14 protein-coding genes are annotated in these 19,924 nt (G+C 60.0%); 8 read left to right on the top strand and 6 right to left on the bottom strand.

Annotation, left to right across the window (positions count from 1 at the left end; genetic code table 11):
* Window positions 1-112 precede the first annotated feature (112 nt).
* The 3 genes from XH90_RS31680 (at window position 113) to XH90_RS31690 (ending at window position 2,613) form a co-directional block, all read left to right on the top strand.
* Window positions 113-784: a DNA-3-methyladenine glycosylase gene (locus XH90_RS31680; RefSeq protein WP_194478150.1), complete on the top strand. Its 672-nt coding sequence runs from the start codon at window positions 113-115 to the stop codon at window positions 782-784.
* Window positions 781-1,758: an agmatine deiminase family protein gene (locus XH90_RS31685; protein ID WP_194478151.1), complete on the top strand. Its 978-nt coding sequence runs from the start codon at window positions 781-783 to the stop codon at window positions 1,756-1,758. The genes XH90_RS31680 and XH90_RS31685 overlap by 4 nt, the downstream gene beginning before the upstream one ends.
* Before the next feature lie 69 nt (window positions 1,759-1,827).
* Window positions 1,828-2,613, top strand: a complete 786-nt coding sequence (locus XH90_RS31690) for a GIY-YIG nuclease family protein (protein WP_194478152.1) — start codon at window positions 1,828-1,830, stop codon at window positions 2,611-2,613.
* Between the two features lie 98 nt (window positions 2,614-2,711).
* Here XH90_RS31690 and XH90_RS31695 read toward each other — a convergent pair whose 3' ends face one another.
* From XH90_RS31695 to XH90_RS31710, 4 genes are all read right to left on the bottom strand, one after another.
* Window positions 2,712-2,963 carry a hypothetical protein gene (locus XH90_RS31695; protein WP_194478153.1) on the bottom strand — a complete coding sequence of 84 codons (252 nt, stop codon included), beginning with the start codon at window positions 2,961-2,963 and terminating at the stop codon, window positions 2,712-2,714.
* 98 nt (window positions 2,964-3,061) lie between these two features.
* Entirely contained in the window at window positions 3,062-4,633 is a 1,572-nt protein-coding gene (locus tag XH90_RS31700; RefSeq protein WP_194482698.1) for an IS66 family transposase, read from the bottom strand.
* A 73-nt stretch (window positions 4,634-4,706) separates the two neighbouring features.
* Window positions 4,707-5,054, bottom strand: a complete 348-nt coding sequence (gene tnpB, locus XH90_RS31705; RefSeq protein ID WP_194478154.1) for an IS66 family insertion sequence element accessory protein TnpB — start codon at window positions 5,052-5,054, stop codon at window positions 4,707-4,709.
* Window positions 5,051-5,461, bottom strand: coding sequence for a transposase (locus XH90_RS31710; protein ID WP_194478155.1), 411 nt, complete (start codon window positions 5,459-5,461; stop codon window positions 5,051-5,053). Before XH90_RS31710 ends, tnpB begins: the two co-directional genes overlap by 4 nt.
* Window positions 5,462-5,527: 66 nt before the next feature.
* Between XH90_RS31710 and XH90_RS31715 the strand changes: the two genes are divergently transcribed.
* Complete coding sequence (locus XH90_RS31715) at window positions 5,528-5,677, top strand: hypothetical protein (RefSeq protein ID WP_194478156.1); 150 nt, start codon at window positions 5,528-5,530, stop codon at window positions 5,675-5,677.
* Between the two features lie 111 nt (window positions 5,678-5,788).
* Here the strand turns inward: XH90_RS31715 and XH90_RS31720 are convergent, their stop codons facing one another.
* On the bottom strand, window positions 5,789-8,806 hold the full coding sequence (locus XH90_RS31720) for a hypothetical protein (protein WP_194478157.1): 3,018 nt from the start codon (window positions 8,804-8,806) through the stop codon (window positions 5,789-5,791).
* Between the two features lie 339 nt (window positions 8,807-9,145).
* On the opposite strand from XH90_RS31720, the gene XH90_RS31725 reads away from it, so the two are divergent.
* Both XH90_RS31725 and XH90_RS31730 read left to right on the top strand, forming a co-directional pair.
* Window positions 9,146-10,579: an amidohydrolase family protein gene (locus XH90_RS31725; protein WP_194478158.1), complete on the top strand. Its 1,434-nt coding sequence runs from the start codon at window positions 9,146-9,148 to the stop codon at window positions 10,577-10,579.
* A complete protein-coding gene (locus tag XH90_RS31730) occupies window positions 10,580-11,290 on the top strand; it encodes a hypothetical protein (protein ID WP_194478159.1) in 711 nt (236 codons plus the stop codon). It begins immediately after the preceding gene.
* 51 nt (window positions 11,291-11,341) lie between these two features.
* Here XH90_RS31730 and XH90_RS31735 read toward each other — a convergent pair whose 3' ends face one another.
* On the bottom strand, window positions 11,342-13,840 hold the full coding sequence (locus tag XH90_RS31735) for a P-loop NTPase fold protein (RefSeq protein WP_194478160.1): 2,499 nt from the start codon (window positions 13,838-13,840) through the stop codon (window positions 11,342-11,344).
* 848 nt (window positions 13,841-14,688) lie between these two features.
* On the opposite strand from XH90_RS31735, the gene XH90_RS31740 reads away from it, so the two are divergent.
* On the top strand, window positions 14,689-15,117 hold the full coding sequence (locus tag XH90_RS31740; RefSeq protein ID WP_194478161.1) for a hypothetical protein: 429 nt from the start codon (window positions 14,689-14,691) through the stop codon (window positions 15,115-15,117).
* On the top strand, window positions 15,114-17,111 hold the full coding sequence (locus XH90_RS39715; RefSeq protein WP_305853162.1) for a hypothetical protein: 1,998 nt from the start codon (window positions 15,114-15,116) through the stop codon (window positions 17,109-17,111). The genes XH90_RS31740 and XH90_RS39715 overlap by 4 nt, the downstream gene beginning before the upstream one ends.
* Window positions 17,112-19,924: the final 2,813 nt, after the last annotated feature.

Below are 19,924 nucleotides of genomic sequence, written 5' to 3' on the forward strand. Positions count from 1 at the left end.
AGGAATAGATATATAGCAATTTCATAGAGTTATTTGACACATATTCGATCTCCTCTAGTGTGATTTGCGGGACCTGCGGATCGCCGCGATTGCAAACACCAAGGAGTTGTCAGTGACTTTCGATATGAACAATTATCTTCCCGTCGAGCCCGACTTTTTTGCTGGCTCTGCTGTCGAAGTGGCTCAGAAGGCGGTCGGGTGCCTCGTGATCTTCACTGATCTTCGTCGCAAGACCGACAGCGGGATTATCATTGTCGAGGACGAAGCCTACGACGAGACCGATATGGCCTCGCATTGTCATCCTGGGGCAGCAGCGCAGCGCCGTAACCGCAGCTCCTCGATGCTGCTCCCGCATGGCCACGTCTACATCCACCACGACAGGGGAATGCCATGTCTTAACCTGGTCTGCGGGGAAGAGGGATTTGGCAGCGCAATCCTGATCAGAGCAGGGATGCCCGTGATCGGAATTGATGCGATGGCAGAGCGACGCTCCGCCCATCCATCAGCGGATCGCGCGATCCGCGGCCGTGCTTCAGGGTTCGAACGCAAGCTTTGCAACGGACCTGCAAAGCTGGGCGAGGCACTCGGGCTTTACCCAGAGCTCGATGGAGCCTCGCTCTTTAAGTCACCCTTCCGCGTCTTGCGCCCGATTGAGCCGGTGACCAACCTGCTCAATGGACGTCGCATCAACATCTCCAAGGACGCCGAGCGTCCGTGGCGCTGGGGCCACCCTGGCTACCGCGAATGGCTTAGTGCGCCATTTCCGTCGGTGGTGGACGCGTGAGAGGAAATCATGAGATCCGCATTCCTGCCGATCACGAGCCTCACGCCTGCACGATTATGGCGTGGGCAGTGCACCGGGAATGGGGAGCCGAAAAGGAGCAGGTCGAATGCGAGCTCGATGGTGTGATCCGGGCTATCGCGGAGTACGAGCCTATAAAACTACTGACCACTCCGAACCTGGTACCGGCGGCGCGGGCTCGGAAATTCGGGCCCGAGGTCGAGATCGTACCGGCGCCGGTCGACGATATCTGGATGCGTGATATCGCGCCGGTGTTCGCAAAGCGCGGGGCCGAAACGATCACGATCGACTTCAACTTCAACGCCTGGGACAATTCTCGGCGCGGCCGCGCGGGCGACCGCCTGGCGCGCACGCATGACTTCGGCGTTCCGGTGATCAGAACGCCATTCGTTGCCGAGGGAGGAGCGTTCATCACCGACGGTAAAGGGCGCGCCGTCGCGACGCGGAGCTGCCTTCTGTCGCGCAACCCACACCTGGATGAAACGGCAATCACCGAGGGCTTTGGCTGCGTTGGCATTCGGGATGTGATCTGGCTTGACGGTGACGGGACCGAGCCGATCACCACCGGACATCCGGACGGTTACCTGGCCTTCCTGCCGAACGGCGAGTTGCTGGTCGAAGTTATCGCTTCAGGACCGGGAAGCAGGCGACGCGAGCGCGACGTCGGAATGCTGCGGCAATTGTGCACGGACGGAAAGCTGAAGGGCGTCAAAGCGTTTGAGGTGGTCCCGGATGCCTCGGCTGGCAGCGCGATGATGGCTGCGACCTACATGAACCTGTTCGTCACCGCTGGCGCTGTCCTCACGTCGGCATTTGGCGAGACTCAAAACGACCTGCGAGCCAAACTGGAGCTGGAGCGCCTTTTCCCGGGGCGGGCAGTCCGCATGTTGGACCTGAGGACGATACTCAATGGTGGCGGCGGCATCAGGTGCCTGACCCAGCCAGTGCCGGTCTGATGCTTCCTCTATCGCGGGAGCGGTATAAACAACGTTGTGTGATCGACTTTCAACATGGACCCTTCATCAATGGATAATGAGGCGGGCCTGTACGTTGCCCGGGCGAGCGAGGGCCAACCTGAGTTTTTGACCGACGTCGCTTCCGTCAGGGCGGCAATCAGGGCAGGCAAACCATACTACGTGTACGTTCTCCACAGGCCCGATGGTCGGCCGTTCTACGTTGGCAAGGGCGTGAACTTGCGAGTGCTCGATCATGAGGCGGAAGCACGCAATACGACCCGCCTGACCCACAAGCTGAACGTGATCCGAAGCCTCTTTCGATTGAAAGTGTCTATCCACTATCACTTGGACAGCTTTTTTGAGGACGAAGCGGAGGCACTTGCCCGAGAGCGCCAGCTGATCCAGATCATCGGCCGCCATGACCTCGGGACTGGACCTCTCACGAACCAGACCGACGGCGGGGAAGGCACCTCCAATCCGTCGGAAGAATCCCGTCAACGACGTCGGGAATCGCTCTGGGGCGATGCTGCTGACCCCGAGCGGCAGATCGCGAACAACTATTTTAGAAAACTCGCCACCGTCGAATCGGTCACCCTGAAACCAACATCGACCTGGCGCAGCGCCACCGCGCTACGCAGGAACCGCACCGTCCTCAAGATGACATCGCGCCAGGCAGCGACCCTGGCCGCCAGTGCCATCCAGAACCGCATCCTGCTGGAGCCGGGCGCCCTGATTCCGAGGCGGCTTCATGTGGAAGGCCTCGAATTCATCATCGAGAACGGCGTGGGAAACGACGTACGCGTCCGGCGAAGGCCCCGCGCAAACCGTTTTTGGCGGAAGGCTGATCGCGCTTAGGCGGCCTGAGCGATGCTTTGAGTGTGCGGATTGCAGACGATCCGAGTATTCTCCGAGCGGCGTCTAATAGTTGCTCGGGGCTTTGGCCCTTCTCGCGCTCATCGCGGTCTACTACTTCGGTTAGGAATGAACGGACCCGTCTCCCGGATCTGGCGAGCCACGCGCTCCAACAGATCCGGGAGCGCAAGCATCGTATCCATGTCGGCCTGACACGAGAAACCGTTGCCGTGCTCGCCGCCCATCACGATCAGCAGCACGCCGCCGCTTTGTGGGATCTCCCCACCACCGAGGCCGACCTTCTCGCGGATCTCGCGGCATAGCTCGTCATATTTGCCCTTTCCCAAGGTCATCGCTCGTCCTTTCGTCGCTCGCGGCTGGGAGTGTGCATCGCGGGCTGTCCAAAAGCCAGTCCGGACGAGACCGTATCGCGGTCTCGACAGTATCGCACTTAAGCGGCGTGAGCGACGCTTTGAGGCTGCCACTTCCAAGGGAGCAGTTCGTCAATGCGCTTGGCAGGGTGATCCGGCAGGCGCGCCAGCACGTCGGCAAGCCAAGCCTGCGGGTCGATGTCATTGAGTTTGGCGGTGGCGATGAGACTGTAGATGGCAGCCGCACGCCGGCCGCCCTCATCGGACCCGGCGAAGGTCCAATTTTTTCGTCCCACGGCGACCGCCCGTAGCTCACGCTCAGCAGCATTGTTCGACATGCAAAGCCGTCCGTCATCAAGGAAGCGGCTAAATGCATCCCAGCGGCTGAGACAGTAATTGATCGCTTTGGTCGTGTCGTTGTTCCTGGAGAGCTTGGCGCGCTGCTCGCGCAACCAGGCCTCCAGCTCGACGATCAGGGGGCGACTACGCTCCTGGCGCATACGCAAACGCTCCTGCGCAGTAAAACCGTTGATCTCGCGCTCGATGGCGAACAGGACATCGATGCGCTTGACCGTCTCGGCCGCGATCGGCGCCTTGGTGAGCCGTGCCAGATCAAAGAACTTGCGTCTGCCGTGCGCCCAGCATGCGGCCTCGATGATCGGGCCGCCCTTGCGATTGGCCTCGTAAAGCCTACCAAAGCCGGCGTAGGCGTCGGCCTGCATCAGTCCAGCATAGCCCGCCAGATGCTGCTCCGGATGCGCACCGCCACGATCGGGCGAGTAGAAGAACACGGCCGCCGGCGGATCTGGGCCGGCAAACGGACGGTCGTCGCGCACGTAAGTCCAGAGCCGGCCGGTCCGGGTCTTGCCCTTGGCCAGGACCGGCACTGTGGTGTCATCCGCGTGGATGCGCTCGGCTGCGAAGACGTGGCTCCGGATCGCATCGACCAGAGGCATCAGGGTTGCCGCGGAGGCACCTACCCAGTCCGCGAGCGTCGATACGTCGAGCTCGATGCCTTCACGCTGGTAGACGTCGCTCTGACGATGAAGAGGCAGGTGCAGGCCGTACTTGGCGAACAGGACATGGGCCAGCAGCTTGGACCCTGCACGCCCGCGCGCAATCGGATGCGAGGGAGCCGGCGGCTGGGTGATCGCTTCGCAGGCCCGGCAGACGAGCTTCTCGCGCACGTGCTGGATCACCTTCCACCGGCGCGGAACGAGCTCCAGCGTCTCGGTCACGTCCTCGCCAAGCTTGCGCAATCGGCTGTCGCCGCAGCATGGGCAGGTGGCAGGCACCGGATAGACAATGCGCTCCCGCGGCAAATGCTCCGGCAAGGGCCGGCGGGCTGGCTTGCGACGCTCGAACGATGGCACCACGATCTTCTCAGCTGCCATCTGCGCCGCGGTCTCGGCTTGCACGACGTTCTCCTCCAGATCGGCGAGCTGTAGCTCGAGCTGGTCGAGCAATGCGCCTCGCTCGGAGGACTGTCCGAACTGCTCGTGTCGGAGCTTCTTGATCGTGAGCTTGAGCTTCTCGATCAGCAATGTCCCCGCCTGGGCCTCAGCTTCCGCGGTCAAACGGGCCGCTCGCTCGGCGCGCAGCATCGCCTGCAGCGTGGTCACATCGTCGGGAAGAGAATCATCATTGCCCATCGCCGACCAGAGAATCACAAGACGCGATCTCTGTCCGAACCGATGATCCTGCCACCGATTCAAATCCCAGCGATCAGCCAGCCGCCTGCGGTCGCCACGTATGTTGCGGCAGCCGCCAGTCGATGCCCTCCAGCAGGTATCCAAGCTGGGCTGGGGTGATTGTCACCACGCCATCAGCTGACGACGGCCACAGGAACCGGCCGCGCTCCAGCCGCTTGGCGTAGAGCGACATGCCCAGTCCGTCGTGCCAAAGGATCTTGATCAGCTTGCCGCTTTTGCCACGGAACACATAGAGGTCGCCGCCGTGCGGATCTCGCTTGAAGGCTTCCTGCACCAGCAAGCCCAGCGAGTTCATGCCGCGACGCATATCGGTGTGGCCAGTCGCAATCCACACCCGCACGCCCGACGCAATGGGGATCACCGCAAGCGTCCATCTGCCAGCGCCGCCACGGCGGCGTTCAGCGTCGCCGCGTCGACCGCACCCGTGATCCGCATCCGAGCCCCGGTCGCAAACTCAATCTCGATCGACCCGCCGCTACCGGCCGGTGCGGCTGGACAAGGCGTCGGCTCTGATTCCGCGACCACTATCGCCGGTACGAAGCTAGGTTGATCGACGGCATCCTTCGGCTCCGGCCGAAACGAGCGTCGCCATCGCAGCAGCAATGAGCGCGAAACGCCGTACCGTCGCGCTGTTGCCGCCACCTGGCGCGGCGCCTGTAAGCTCTCCAGGACGATCTTGAGCTTCTCATCCTCGGACCAGCGCCGCCGCCGACCCGTGTCCACCACTTTAAGCCGTTCGACTTGGGCACTGCGCCTATCACTGTCCATAAGGACAGTTCTCAACAACACGCCTCATTCGGCAAGGCGGCCTTCACCGGACGGATACGAAACGACATGCTTTCCAGCGACATGACAACGATCGCAGATGCTTCGCCGACCCGCGAGGTCCTATGCCTGACTGAGGCTGGATACCGCTTCCTTGCTGCGGCATTGGACAAGGGGATGCTCATCGATGCCGGTGTATTGTCCCCGGAGGAGGAGTGAATGGCGCCAGCCACTGCCAGCGAGGATACGCCTCCAATCCTGATCACGTTTGACGCCGATCCGGATGGCGTCGTCAACGGCGGCGGTGGCAGTCGTCGCGTGCAATTGTCGTCAATGCGCGATGTGGACAAAGCAAATATTGGATCTTTCGCGCCGATCGTCCTTCGTCCGGACCAAATCGCTCAATGTCGCGCTACTTCGGTTGTCAAGTTTCTTGATTGGAAGCACGCCCGAAGAGCGACCATCCTTAACGAATTGAGCCAAGATACTCCTGATAGGATCAGCCCAGTAGCTGAGGCCAGCATCGGCTCCGCCCTTCATCTGGCGGAGGGTCCCGCTCTCCTTTCCGGTGATGATGTACCCATCGGGGTTCAATGAAACGAACAGAAAACGATCTCCTCCTGTAGCATTCAATAGGTCCGGAACCTGTGCGGCATCCAAATCCAGGATCTTTCTTCCGCTCCGGTCAGTCCCGGAGCGACGAAGATAAACGAGCGCAACCCTTTCGAACGGGCCGGTTTGGCCAGTCGCTTTTGACAGATCGGAGTCAGCTACCTGCGATACTGAGCTTTTGATTTTCGCTTTGGCAGCTCCGATGATGATGCGCGCGGTCGCTGGAATTGCCTCATCCTTGTTGGGCAAAAGGAAGATGACCTTACTTGCCTTAAACGCGTTCAGTTGTTCGCCCAGCCCCCCGCCGAGCGCTTCGTAGTCGGGCAACACGCTAATGACGTATCTGTTCGTGCTGAAGGAATTCAGACCAACGACGAGATTGGACTCACCGCCAATATCCTTCAAAGTCGTGTCGGCGGATCCATCCTTGGCGTTCATCGATAGGCCCCAAGTCTGTTCGAAGATCGTTATCTGCTTAGTTCGCAAGTTGGCCGAGTTTTGCAGGGTGACGGTGCCAGAGGCAGGGTCTAGATAATCGTTGCTCGCCAACTCGATCCGTCCGGCCGCCTTGATGATGTCGGCGACCTTTCCCTCAAGGTCCTTTCGAGCGGCGTTCCATGCGGAGGCTTGCTCGTCAGCAGGGATCGTTCCTCGAATTATGAGTTGTATACGCGCAAGGCCGCTTGTGAAGGCATCGAACTGGTTGAAATCGAACGAACAGTAAAGCGCAGGCTCATCCACGACTCGCGGCTGGCCGCCGCTTCCCCAGCCAGTGCGATTGTCAAACTGCGGGCTCGTATCTTTACGAGCCTGCGGCGAACTCGGACTCAGGCTCGACACGCCTTGTCTCGAAGTACCGTCAGCTGGCAGTGTAGTCGAAATAACCTCACGTCCAGGCGATGATGGGGGAGACGCTGGCTTCTCCGGCTGAACGTCCGGCGGCAATGGATCGACGTTCGGAGCCGGAAGCTTAATCCTGCTGTCGATTTCGTGTGACGGCGCAAGAGAGTCCGTAAAGCCCGGCGGATAAGGATCGACGTCCGGCTTGGGAGCGTTCGCGGAGAACCAAGCATTCAATTTCTGCTCATACTTTCGCGCAAGTTCCTCTTCGTCCTGTCCCTGCCTGGGGTCTACGTTCGGTGGATTTTCATGAAACCATATCTCGAATGCCGACTGCTCCTCAGCCTCAAGCTTCGCCAGATGCCTCGCGTTCCACTGGTCCTCAGTGTAGAAGCCATCGTCGTTATCTGACGACTTTGTTTCCCCATTGTTGTCCTTCTTTGAGCCATTGTCCGAGCTGCCATCGTTGTTCGGGTGGCTACCTCCCTCAGAGCCCGTCTTGCTGCCGTTATCTGTCCCGGACTCGACGCTGGTAGGCTCTCCAGCGTGCTCAAGCGTGACCTTGCCATCATCATGAGCCTGAAAGACCGCGCCGGGCTCTCCCGAGCCACTGTCCTTACCCGATCCAGTGCCGTCACCCGAACCGTTCGGTTTGCCGGCACCGCTTCCGTCGGCGGCGTGTTGCCCGCCCTCGTTTCCGCCGGCGCCGCCGTTTAGATTGCCATTGCTGTTGCCGTCGCCGTTGCCATTTCCGCCAGCGGTCCCGCCGCTACCATTGTTGCCGACCTCGTCTGATTTGACCGGTGCTGCCGGCGGGGTGTTAGCGCTGTCTCTGGAGCCATCTGATCTGAGGTTAGAAAGCGGCCCGCGAATATCAGATGGAACGCTGCCGGAGGAGGTTGCCGACGGCGTCGATGGCGATGGCGATGGCGATGGCGGCTCAGAACGCGGGGGTTGCGGAGCCGACTGACTCGATCCAGACGCTCCGGATTGATCGCGTCCCGCCTGATCACCAGAAATCAGTTTGAGGACAACCTCGGCAGCACTTGCAGGCCTTGGTGGAGCACTTGTTAGATCGCTTGGCAGCGGTGCCGGCCCACCTTTCTCCAATTGAGTTCCGATGGTAACGGCAACACCGCGCATGAAATCCGCGTAACTCGGATGGAGCGTAACTACGTCCAACATGTTCTCAAGCTTGTGCTGAGCAAGCAGGTAGCTCACATTCCCCGCAAAGCTGCCGGACGGCAATATCGTGCGATCTGGAAATGGATCTAGTTGAACGCGCCTGCCAAGGACGTCTGGAGTGTTTGGCCAGCGGCCTGCAATCGGGTCCGTAGGTCTTGCAAAATGAACTGAACTAGCGTCCCCCGCTTGGCCAATTCCAAAGCGGCTCAATACGGTCCTCGGCACCTGCGGTGCCTCGAAAGTTACACTCGACACTCCAAATTTGGCGCTGACAATGTTTGCCAGAAATCCTCCCAGCGAATGCCCCACCACCACGACTGGTGCGTTGGTCTTACTCTGCACATCGCGAAAGAACGTCAGCGCCTCATTAATCTGAGAATCCAAGAAATTGTACGAGGTGTCGATGTGGTCGATCACTCGCTGCGCGGCGCTAACATCCGTAATCCTTGAGTTTACAATCAACTCAAGACCTAGGCGATGGTCAGCCAGAATGTCGCTCGAAAGGACAGCTGTGTCGCCATATGATACGATCGCAATCTTTTGCGATCCGAACTGAAACTCCACGGCCAACGCCTGAAAGCCGCCGACAAGTCCGGTGTCCTTACGATCAATTACCTGGGCGCCTGGTGGAGCGGCGAACTTCTCCGGCTGAGACGCGGCCGCGCTCATACTGTAAAGGAACTTGGCGATCGGAAGATCGCTCTTGTTCAAGCTTAGTGCTTGGGACGGCTTTTGTTCAGCGTGGACCCCCAATGGCGCCACGTGCGCAGCTAGAAGGACGAATATTGCCGCGCCAACGGTCGGTCCATATCTCCTCATGGGTTCGCGCCCCCAAAATGCATTCTTGAAAGAAGCCCAGACTAGCATTTTCGCCTCGAGTTCCGCGAGGTTTTCCGCCGGCTTCGCCAAAATCTTTCGATTCCGTGAGCCGCTTCCCCGACGCGCGACGCTGGAGACGGCTTTGGTCGTGTCCGCAAGGGCTCTCGCGATTCACGCTAGTTTTCCGTCGCGACAACGATAAGATGAGACAGCTCTTGGCAGGGGGGACAGATGAGGGGCTTTCGCTTCACCGCTCGATGCGCGTCGATATTGCTGGCCTGCGCGTGGCTCGTCGGCGAGGCCAAGGCGCTGGATTTCACGATAGCAGGAAAGGTGCTCACACCGACTGGCCTTGTGAGCGACGGCGCAGTCGCAGTCAGCGGAAAGAATATCGACGCCGTTGGCCCGGCGGCTTCGGTCCCGGGTGCGGCAACCGCGATCAAGATCCCGGATACGGTGATCCTTCCGGGCTTTATCGATCTGCACAACCATCTCACCTGGAACGTCCTGCCCCGCTGGATCCCCGGCCGGAAATTCGCCAGCCGCTACGAATGGCAGGACTCCCCGGAATACGATCGGCTGCTCGTGGCGCCTCACAACGCCATCATGGACAAGAATGGAGCACCTTGCGAAGTCGAAATCTACGCCGAGATCAAGGCACTGGTCGGTGGTGCCACGTCCAGCTTGGGCTCGATCTTTGACAAGGATCACCCTGAATACGCCGATTGTGCCAAGGGGCTGGTGCGTAACCTGGATCTTGCGTCCGGGCTGGACTTCAAGAAGCCGGATGACACAGACCCCTGCAAGTCCCCGCAGCCGATTGGCGACGTCGTCTTCAATGACGTGTTTCCGCTCGAGGAGACGCATGGCCGCATGGACTACTTCCTGTGCGAGCTGAACCGGGGCTCCCTGCGCAGCCTCGTCATCCATCTCTCCGAAGGCGCACCGGCCGATTCCAGCGCCCATCGAGAGTTCACCATGCTGGATAGAGCCGGGCTGTTGAAGCCGGGCATGGTCATCGTGCACGGCACGGCCTTGCGCGATGCTGATTTCGGACAGATGGCGAAGAACGGCGTCGGGCTTGTGTGGTCGCCGCGCAGCAACGATGAACTCTACGGAGCGACGACCAACGTCGGCTCCGCCAGCCTCGCTCACGTGCCGATCGCCATCGCCCCGGATTGGAGTCCCTCGGGCAGCGCCGGCATGCTTCAGGAGATTGGATACATCGCCCGGCGCTACCGCGCGATCTCATCCGAGGATCTGTTCAAGATGGCGACGTCCGTCCCCGCGCAGATCGCGAGACTGGACGGGAGCATCGGAGATCTTACGAAGGACAAGAAGGCGGACTTCGTGGCGATCAGGGCGAAGCGGGACCCAAAGGCACGCAATCCGGATCTGGACCCGGTGGTGAAGGCGATGCCCGCCGATATCATGCTGGTCGTCGTCGGCGGAGAGCCACTCTACGGCGATCCGGCCGTAATGACGCAGCTTCGGCCGGGAGCGAAGCTCGAGGACATGACCGTATGCGGAGCTTCTAAGAAGCTCTACCTCGGGGAGAGCGATGCGCCATCGCTCAAGAATTCCTCGTTCGACCAGATCCAGATTGCCATCAATTCGCTCCTGGTGAAGTACGGATCGAAGCTACCGGATATCGAGTGCGAGTGAGTGTCGGTCGACGGCCAACTCACGATGCGCCTCTATCGAGGAATAGCCGTTCCCGAAGTGACGGCAGACGTGACCGTCGCCTCCATTCGTGAGAACGGCCTGCTTGTCGAGGGGCGGTTCTGGAGCGGCCTCGCCGTGCACGACTTGAAGGGACTCCTCGACGAGCTTTGGGAGATACCGGATCTATCAATGGAGCTCACCCGCCCGGAGCGCGAGGAGCCATTGTCGCGTATCTGTGCCTGTGCCCGTGAACGGGACGCGATGTACTATGCCTGCAGTCACAACCGGAAGGCCGAGGACACGACGCCGATACTGATTTCGTTCGACGCGCATCCGGACGATGTCGTCATCGATGGCAGAGACTTCCTCTACACAGTCGTGCAGCTCGGCAATCCAACTTTGAGCCGCGACGCGCTCAAGCAGACATTTGGGCCGGCGGTTCTGCGTTATGCGGACCGAGCTTGGGCGACAGCCGATCAATACGCCAGGATCGCTTGCATGGACTTGGCGGCTCAGGACCCAGATGTGATCGCGGCTCATGCGGCCAACGAGCTCGTGATCGGCGGTCGATATCGCACCCGCTTTTCGTCGGCCTTCATGGTGCGGGCGCCGGTCCCCGCGGAGATGATCGTTTCCGTCGAACGCGCCGATCATGACGACTACGTCTTGCCGGACATCGACATTACTCTAGAGCAGGCATTGGGGCGCTAATTCCTTCGAAGAAGCCCAGTCAGATTAGAGTTCCTTGAATCGAAGGCGGCGCTAGTCGGGTGTGGCGTCTTCCTTCGGAAGCGGCGGATCCGCAGCTTCCTCGCTAGTTCCTTCACAGACGGCATCAGGCGCCGGCGGCGTCCCGACGACTTCACCGGCGCTAGCGGACTCGTCGAGGTGTTTTTCCGCCGCTTTGAGGAATTGGTCACACGCCGCTCGCTCCGACGCCTCGATGTCCTGGGGCAAGGCACGCACGAGAGCGACCAGAGCCGGAAGGTCCGCGAAAGACATCACATTCCCAAGCTGGAAGTTGACCATGGGGTGAGAAACATAATCACCCAAGGTCCACGCCTGTCCCGTCTGGACGAAGGCCTTGAGGAATTTCGGGAGCAGGTTCGGTTGCGTGACTGCGGAGGCAACCCATTCCCGAGGGCCCGAAAGATCGGCGAAGTCCCGCCATCGATAGAGGTAGCTCACGAAATGCGGATTTTGGATCATCGTTTCCGGCGCCCGCTCAAGGGCGGCTCGGAGCTTTGCCACCCAGGCGGCCTTGGCGGCGTCGAGCTGCACGTCCGTCATCAGGAGATCGGTGTCTCCCTTTTCACGCCTGTCGATATCCAGCGAAATCAATGTCGCCGGGACGGCCAGCGAATCAGAAGTCCTCAAGGCCCGCAGAAAGGTTTCGCCGCGGTGATCGAGATTAGCATCGCCCTTTAGGTACCAGGACACGGCACACCAAGCCGAGATGAACGGCACTCTCTCTGCCAATCCAAGCAAATCGCCAGTCAGCGGTTCGGCCACATCGAACAACGCTGGCACCAACGCGTCAGCACGCGCGATCGGTAGCGTTCCGGCGTTTGCGGCCTGCTCAATGCGGCTAAGGATTTCTGGGAGGAGATTCCGCTTGGCGAGATCGGCAAATGCCCGGTCAATGTAGCCACGGTCATTCGAGTGCTCGACGAAATCGAGGAATTCAGACTCAGACATGCGGCCGTCCGGGACGCGAAGCGCGAAGTACCGATCGAAATATTGACGCGAGCATATCTGCCGTCGGGAGGACCACTCTCGTTCCCAATCCGGACCGTGCCAGGGAGCGCCGAAGGCCCAATCGACGACGGGGAAGATTTTGGACACGATATATTGCACTGCCTGCTTGTTCTCCGCCGAAGCGGCTGCAACTACGGCTTTGACTTTCTCTTTATCGGTGTCCCGCCGATCATGCGTGCCCGTTATGAAGGCCTTGCTCTGCGCAACGGCCGCATAGACGTCCGGCTCGAACAGGCGCAGTGCTTCGAGTGCGACCGTATCGATGAGATTAGTCTCCAGACCTCGAGGTTCTCGGTGCAATGTCAGTTGTACCTCGACGCCGCCGATGAACCGCTTGGCGTCTCGTAGATTGCGAAAGAAGTGCTTCATCCCGCCGTGCCACAGGTTACCCCAGCGGGTTTGATCGAAGGCGGGATCGGTCGGCAGTGCCGCCGTAAGCTTGTTGAGCTCGGAAAGAACGATATTGCCGATGCGCGCCCCCTCGACGACCGGCACGTCGAAAGCGGTTTGCACGACCTTTTCGAGGTACTTGCGGCCATCGCCGGGCGTCCCGCCGTCGAACGCGCGTTCTATGACGGCGCGCTGGTAGAGTAGCAGGTAGGTTAGCCCGGGAAGGCTCGCGTTCGCCTTGATGTGTCGGATGACCGTCCGAATCTGTTCCGGCTCAAGCCGATCGATGTCATCGACCACCACCAGGATGTTTTGCGGCAACGTCTGGAGACGTTTCTCAAGTCGCGCGCGGGCTATGTCGAGGGGCCGGGCGTCCTCCCGATCTCTGAAAATGAAGCCTAACATTCGGCTGACAACGAGTGTCACGACGCCGAGCCCGATCAGGAGTCCAGCGAGCACCTTTGCTGCCGGTTCGAGGGCGATCACGCCGCCGGCGACCAACAGTCCCAGGCCGGCGAGCCAGGTTGCGTGATCGAGTACCTGCTTGCCGGCTGCTTTGATCCCTCCCGAAAATTGTTCGAGCAGCTTCGCGTAGCGACGGAATTCGTACGCTCTGGCGCGCGCCTCAAGCGACTGGCCGCCATCGCCGAGAGCCGCGGCGATCTCCCGAAAGAACGCTCGTGTAATGGCCTCGTCCGTTCCCCATTGCCACGGGTTGAAATTGACCACCTTCATCGGGCTCTCGCCCCGCGCGCTCAGCGTCTCGACGATGAGGTTCTTGATCGACGTCTTGCCCGACCCCCATTCGCCACGCAGAGCGACGACCAGGCTTTCCCTGCCGCGATATCGAGACAGGACCCCGGCGAGCGCCCGGGCGAATTCACCGCGACCGAGCAGGTCCTCCCGTGAGCTGCCGATCGGCAGATCCTCCGAGAAGGTGCCTCGACGTTCGGCGTCGTGTTCAGCGCCCCGGACCCATTTCCAAAGTCGTCCCATAACAGATGCACTCTTCATCATCGTTCGTCGCCCGTTTCCTCGGATGATATTCGAATCCTTGAGCCGTTCACAAACGTCAAGCGAAACATTCCCAAGGGCGATCTCATCGTCCATCATTCGGTTCGTTTTCCTGATCGTATTCGAATCCTTGCTCGGCGATCACGTCGCCGGCATACGCTCGAGCCACGTCCGTATTCGAATCCTTGGGTCTGGCGCCAAACGGTCGGACATATGAGCCCCTGAGAGTCTGACCGTGAAGTCCGCGCTCGCTACTTGCATCGCGCACCGCAACGCCGGAAGTCGACGTCGCAGGGCCGAAGTGGGGCGTAGGGTCACTCGGTCGTGTGGTCCGTTCGGGAGAGCATTGCTCCCCGTACTGGACGGGACGGGACGGACCCCGGCATTAACCGGATCCATCGGTACTTTCCACTGCTCGTCCACAGTTTCGTGAGGCGATTTTGACAGCCAAAATCAAGGTAAACGACGCACGCAGACTGAGCGACAACGTGCTCCAAAATTGTTGACGCGAATACTTGCGGACCCCTGAAAACAGCTTGTCTACGCGGCATGCGCTCATCCTGAGCCCACTCGGCTTTCAAGGACTCGTCTGCCGCCGCTCTGGCGGATTGAACGCACGAGACCGCGGTCGCGGCGCGTTGCGAACTCAACGAGAATGATTCATGAAACTTGTTCGTGTGCAGGTCGAGCGAAAGCTCGAGCGTACGCTCATAATGTGGAAACTGCGCGAAAGAGTACCTATGACGTTCAGAAGCGGATGGCCTTCACTGCGCTCGAATTGGAGTAGGTATGCACTCGTGGGGGCGCACCTAAGCTTCGCTGTGGCCGCTTTCGGAGAAGCAGCCTCGGCGGATCGGACGGCCATTGCGGATGGGCCGCGGATCGCACCTTCGGACCAGATTCCCGGGTCGCCTCGTACCGATGTCGTCTCCACCAACGAGACGAGCTTGGACGAGGTGCCGCTCTTCCTTTCCGCCATACCTATCTCAGACATTGGGGCAAGAGCCGTTCTGAAGGTGCGTGTCACCGAGCTCGTTGGGAAGCTCGAGTGTCTGCTAACCCAACCCTCCGCGGACAAACCGACCATTCATAGTTCGATCAGCCAGTATGCTCGCGCCGAAGTTCTATCGGTCGAACGCGGATTCTACGCCGGGCGGATCATTTTGCTCTGCGCTTCGAAATCGATCCGCCAATTCGTGGTCGGGGATAGTGGCCTTGTGTTCGGGCCGATCAGCGCGAATGGGAATGGCGAACCGCGGCTGATGATCGCCGAATCATATCGCCAGATGGTGGACCGCAGGCGGCGCGAAGGCGCCGCCTGCGTCTGGAAATACTGCGTAGATTTCTGGGGCTTGTTTCGAGGAGCAAGTAAGTGAGCTGGGATTCCATCGAAGAGAGCATTCATTTTTGGAACAAGGATAACGGAGACAATTGGCAGTCGGCCAGCGCGACGGATCCGGCAGTATCGTCGGATGACCAAGCTGCCATAATGGCGGCGATCAAGCTCCTATACGATCATTCGCCGACCGCACAGGCAATGCTCGAGGCAGCGTCTGCGCGACCGCTTGGCATCCGGATCTATCAAGCTCCTCCAAGTGATCCAGGACAAGCGGCAGCACACCCACTTGGCCTTTCTGCCACGATAGGCATAAACGTTGCTGAGGCGGAAAATGACTACTTCTTCAATAATCTCGGTGAACTGAAGCAGGAACTCTTGCCGCTCGCCATCGCTCATGAACTCAGCCATGAGCTTGGTACTGTTGATCCTTCTGGAACATCGAACGCGGACAGAAACGCGCCTGATTACAATTTCGATGGCTCATTGAGCTACTTTCCGGATCCAAGCGTTGACAACTTTGCCGGCCAGTTGCACGGGGCTGTCGGCATCGAGGATCAGGTAGCCGATGAGTTAGCGGGGTACGACCAGAACTTCGCAAACCACCACCGGACGTCTTACGAGAAGCCAATCTTCAAATACTCCCTGGATTCCAGTGGCAATCCGGTGATTTCCGCAGCTTACGCCGCATATGCGCCTGACGGTGGATTTACTCGTGGAACGCCGGTCGACATTGTGCGCTTGGCTGTGGCTCAAGACCCTCCCTACTATGACAATATGGATATGTCCTCCCGCACCGACGGGAAGTCGATCCTTGCTTTCGGCGAGGCGGGGAACGACGACATTGCTGGTGCTAGCGGCAATGATTTTCTGTATGGGGGAAGCGGAGACGATAGCTTATCCGGGGGTGCCGGAAACAACTACATTAATGGCGGGCTGCTCGGTATTTCATCCGCCACCGATGGCATAGACACTGCGAAGTACGGCAGCGGGCGAGCCGTTGTTGCACTCGATGGTGGTAGCGGCGGCATCACGCAAATCGACGATAGCGTGTTGAAGCACTCGATCGTGGTCTCCGACAACTATGCTCCGGATCCGACCACTGGCGGAGCGCCTTACTCGCATGGGCACGACGATCTATTCTCGATCGAAAAGATCAACGGCGTTGGCACGCTGAACGTTTCGAGTTTCGATCTCTCGAACTATGAGCTGACCCGGACGGCCGGTGCCGATCCAGATCGGCCCATCCTCTGGGTTCTCGGGACCAGCTCCAGCGTCCTGAACTACTCGGGCGGAAATACCAAGATCACGTCCTATGATTACGCCTTTGATGGTTCATCGAATTCAATCTATCGAGCCATCGATGCCGACTACGGGCAAGGGGCGGCGCACACCGGACTTGCGGTGAAGTTCTTCACACAGGTGAATCTGCAGGGCGGGTACGACAGCATTAAGTTAGGCGCCGCCGATCCGATCACCGACATCAAGCTTACCGGATCCTACGATACAGCCGACCTCTCCGCGACTGCGATTGCGGATTCAACAACTGTCCACACGGACGACACCGGATCGATAGTCGCAGGAGCAGGCGCAATGAGCGCGTCCTCAATGGACGCAGGCATCCTGGAAGGCACTCTCGTCCTGCCTGAGAAATGGTCGGACTACACGATCGTCCAGACCGGCCAGACCGCCTTTACGCTCACGGCGAAGGATGGCTCCGCCGGCACCTACACGACGACGGACATCGCGAGCTTCCAGTTCGCGGATGGCACGCTGTCGAACGCGACGGTTGGCGAGAAGGCCCCAACCGGCGTCGGGCTCTCTCTGGCGCTGTTCTCGGTTGGCGTTCCGAGTTCGCTTGACCTCGGTCAGCTTTCCACAATGGACGCCAACACGCTCGACAAGTTCACGTACGCGCTCGCGGGCGGGTCGGACCAGTTTTTTCTCGCTGAGCACCGATCAAAACGGCGCCACGACGCTCGCTCTCAAGTCGGCAGGCGCCCTCAACTACGACGCCTGGCGGGCGGTCATTGAGAACGTGTTCGGCCCGGGGCTCAATGCCAATGATATCGACGCCTTGCTTGTAACCGGAACGGTCAAAGATCCAGTGAAGGCCGCCGCACTGGCTGCCTCCTTCGCCGGAACGCCATACATGGCGACAGTGACCTCGACGGACTCGCAAGGTCAGAGCGTCACGAAGAACCTATTCTTGGACCTGCATAACGACGGCAAGCCGATCGTGCATGTGCCGACCATGCAGGGCAACCTGACCCTAACCGGCGATGGCCAAATATACATCCTGGGCGACAACGCCTCAGTGACGATCTCCGGGGTCGGCAACACGGTCATCGGCGGGAATAGCGACACTGTCGTTCTTGGTATGGGTAACGCTCTCTTTGCGGGAGACAACGCCATCGTTTCAGCTGACAGCGGCGACTACGTCTCGGTCGGAGGCTACGCGACCATCACAACTGGGGGCGAGCACGGCAGTATTCAGATCAACGCCGGCGACCACGCCAAGATCTACGCAGCGGGGGCTCACGAAACGATAAGCATGGGCCTCGGACAAGATTCGAAGGTCCAGGCCACACACCTCCTGTGGTCGGACCTACAGTGGCAGAGCACGAACGTCGACTTTAGCAGCCTGACGACAGGCATATCCTACGAGAACAACGTCTGGCTCGCTCAGAACGTGGCCGACTACAACATCGCCTACACGCTCCACAGCTTCATCTTCACCAGTCCAGGGAAGCCGACCGAAGTTCTCGATTTTGGCGACAACTTTGGCCTGACGTGGGCCGCCTATCATTTTAAGGACGCTACCGTTGGAGCCGGGGATCTTATCTACCTCGCCAATCAGCAGCAGTTCCTGGCGCAGCTTGGCGATCATCAGGGCTTCTGGACGGCGCCGGCGGCAGTGTCCGCGTCGGCGTCCTCTCCCAGCGCATCGGCCAACTTATCTTTTGCCGACGGCTTGGCTTTCGATACCCACACGGTTTCTGTTGCCTACACGGGGTCGCTGCCAGAGCAAGGACATCTGACCGCGACGTTGGCCGCCGATAGCAGCCGCTTCTCCGCGGGAGCTGTTTCCCTTGCATATGTCTTGGATCCGTCCAAGCTCGCAACGAGCTACAAGGGGGCGTCTGACCAAACCTATGCAGTTACGATCACCGACCAGAACGGCAATGCATTCCAGCAACAATTCACGGTCCACACGACGGGTCAGGGCAACACGACCCAGTTCGGGTCGGGTGGATCTACGGATTCAGTGCCGGAATCGCCGAGCGGAACGTCGGTCACATCCACCAGCGGCACGTTGGCTTTCACCGATAGCGACACCTACGACCAGCATTCTCTCACTATCGGTCACGGGACGACGTCCGTATCGGGCTCGCAGGTAACGATTGTAGGCACATATGGCACCCTGACCGCCACGATGTCGGACAGTACGTCGACCGGCAACGGCGGGGTGGCCTGGACCTACACCACCAACGAAGACGCTCTGCATTCGGCGCCCCACCACGCGACACTTACGGACAATTTCGTCGTGACGCTCGACGACGGTCTAGGTGGCGTCGTGACACAGGGGCTCCCTATAACCATCACCACAGCGGCCGGCGGGCTTTCCATCTCGTCGGGACCCTCGACGTCTCTCTACCAGAAAGCATCGTCCTCCGGCGTCGAGACCGGGTCCGGAGTTTTGCCGTTCTCCGACGTCGATCTAGGAGACTTCCACGTTGTCGCGACCTCGCTCCTGACAACCTCGGCTCTCGGAGGGGTCGATCCGGGCAGCTTCACCGCGCAGGTCACAAAAGACACGGTGGGCACCGGATCTGGCGGCCAGATCTCATGGACCTACTCGGTGTCGGATGCGACCCTGTCTGCGATGGGCATGTCGTTCGGCCACAACAATTATTCATCGACCTACCTGGTCACCTTGAGCGACGGCCGCGGGGACGCCATCACCCAGAACGTCATTGCGTCCGTCTACGGCACTGTGCCAACCGCAGCTGGCACTCTTCTTTCAACGACAGCGCTCCCCACCATGTACGTGGGGTCTGGCGCGACAGATACAGCGACCCGATCGTCGCTTTCCTACTCAGACCAGGACATCTACGTCCATCACTCGATTTCAACCGCTTTCGTGTCGGCAACGAACGGCGAAACGGCCCCCGTCGGGATGCTCACGCCGGTCATCACCAAGGACCACAGCGGCTCTGCCTACGGATCGTACAACCTGACCTATAGCGCGCCCGACTCGGCGCTCGACTGGATGCAGGACGGTCAGACATTCAAGGAGACTTGGGCCGTTTCGCTGCAGACCGTTGAGAACCCTTCTCTCGTCTCAACCAAATACCAGACGATCACCTTCATCCGGACGGCGAACGCCATGAGCGTCACTGGCGGAACGACCGCCGGATCGGTCACCGCGATGGCCGATCAGACCACCTCGGAATCCGCTTCTGGCGCAATCACCTTTACCGACGGTCACAAGGCCGATCACCACACCGTATCCGCCGCGTTCGTATCATCAGACGGGGGACCATCCCCGCTTGGCGCGCTGTCGACTGCAATCTTGGCCGACAGCAGCCCCACTCTAACTGCCGGATCGGTCGGCTGGACATATTCGGCTGACAACTCTGTGCTATCGGCCATGGCGCCCGGCAGCACAGTCCACGAGACATGGACCGTCACGCTCGACGATGGCCACGGCGGAACAACCCCGCCCACAACCATTTCGATCACGCTGACCCGACCTGCCGACGTGGCGCCGCAGATCCTGTCGTCGGTGACGTCAGGCAGCCTCACCGAGGCAGCCAACACCACCGGATCGTCGGTGGTTGACC

The organism is Bradyrhizobium sp. CCBAU 53338 (genome assembly GCF_015291665.1).
In the GTDB taxonomy this organism is placed as follows: Bacteria; Pseudomonadota; Alphaproteobacteria; order Rhizobiales; family Xanthobacteraceae; genus Bradyrhizobium.

Bases quoted from the DNA above. Each gene is read 5' to 3' on its own strand.
- XH90_RS31715 (WP_194478156.1), top strand. From the start codon at position 5,528: ATGCTTTCCAGCGACATGACAACGATCGCAGATGCTTCGCCGACCCGC.
- XH90_RS31700 (WP_194482698.1), bottom strand. From the start codon at position 4,633: ATGGGCAATGATGATTCTCTTCCCGACGATGTGACCACGCTGCAGGCG.
- XH90_RS31735 (WP_194478160.1), bottom strand. From the start codon at position 13,840: ATGATGGACGATGAGATCGCCCTTGGGAATGTTTCGCTTGACGTTTGT.
- XH90_RS31710 (WP_194478155.1), bottom strand. From the start codon at position 5,461: ATGGACAGTGATAGGCGCAGTGCCCAAGTCGAACGGCTTAAAGTGGTG.
- XH90_RS31725 (WP_194478158.1), top strand. From the start codon at position 9,146: ATGAGGGGCTTTCGCTTCACCGCTCGATGCGCGTCGATATTGCTGGCC.
- XH90_RS31695 (WP_194478153.1), bottom strand. From the start codon at position 2,963: ATGACCTTGGGAAAGGGCAAATATGACGAGCTATGCCGCGAGATCCGC.
- XH90_RS31690 (WP_194478152.1), top strand. From the start codon at position 1,828: ATGGATAATGAGGCGGGCCTGTACGTTGCCCGGGCGAGCGAGGGCCAA.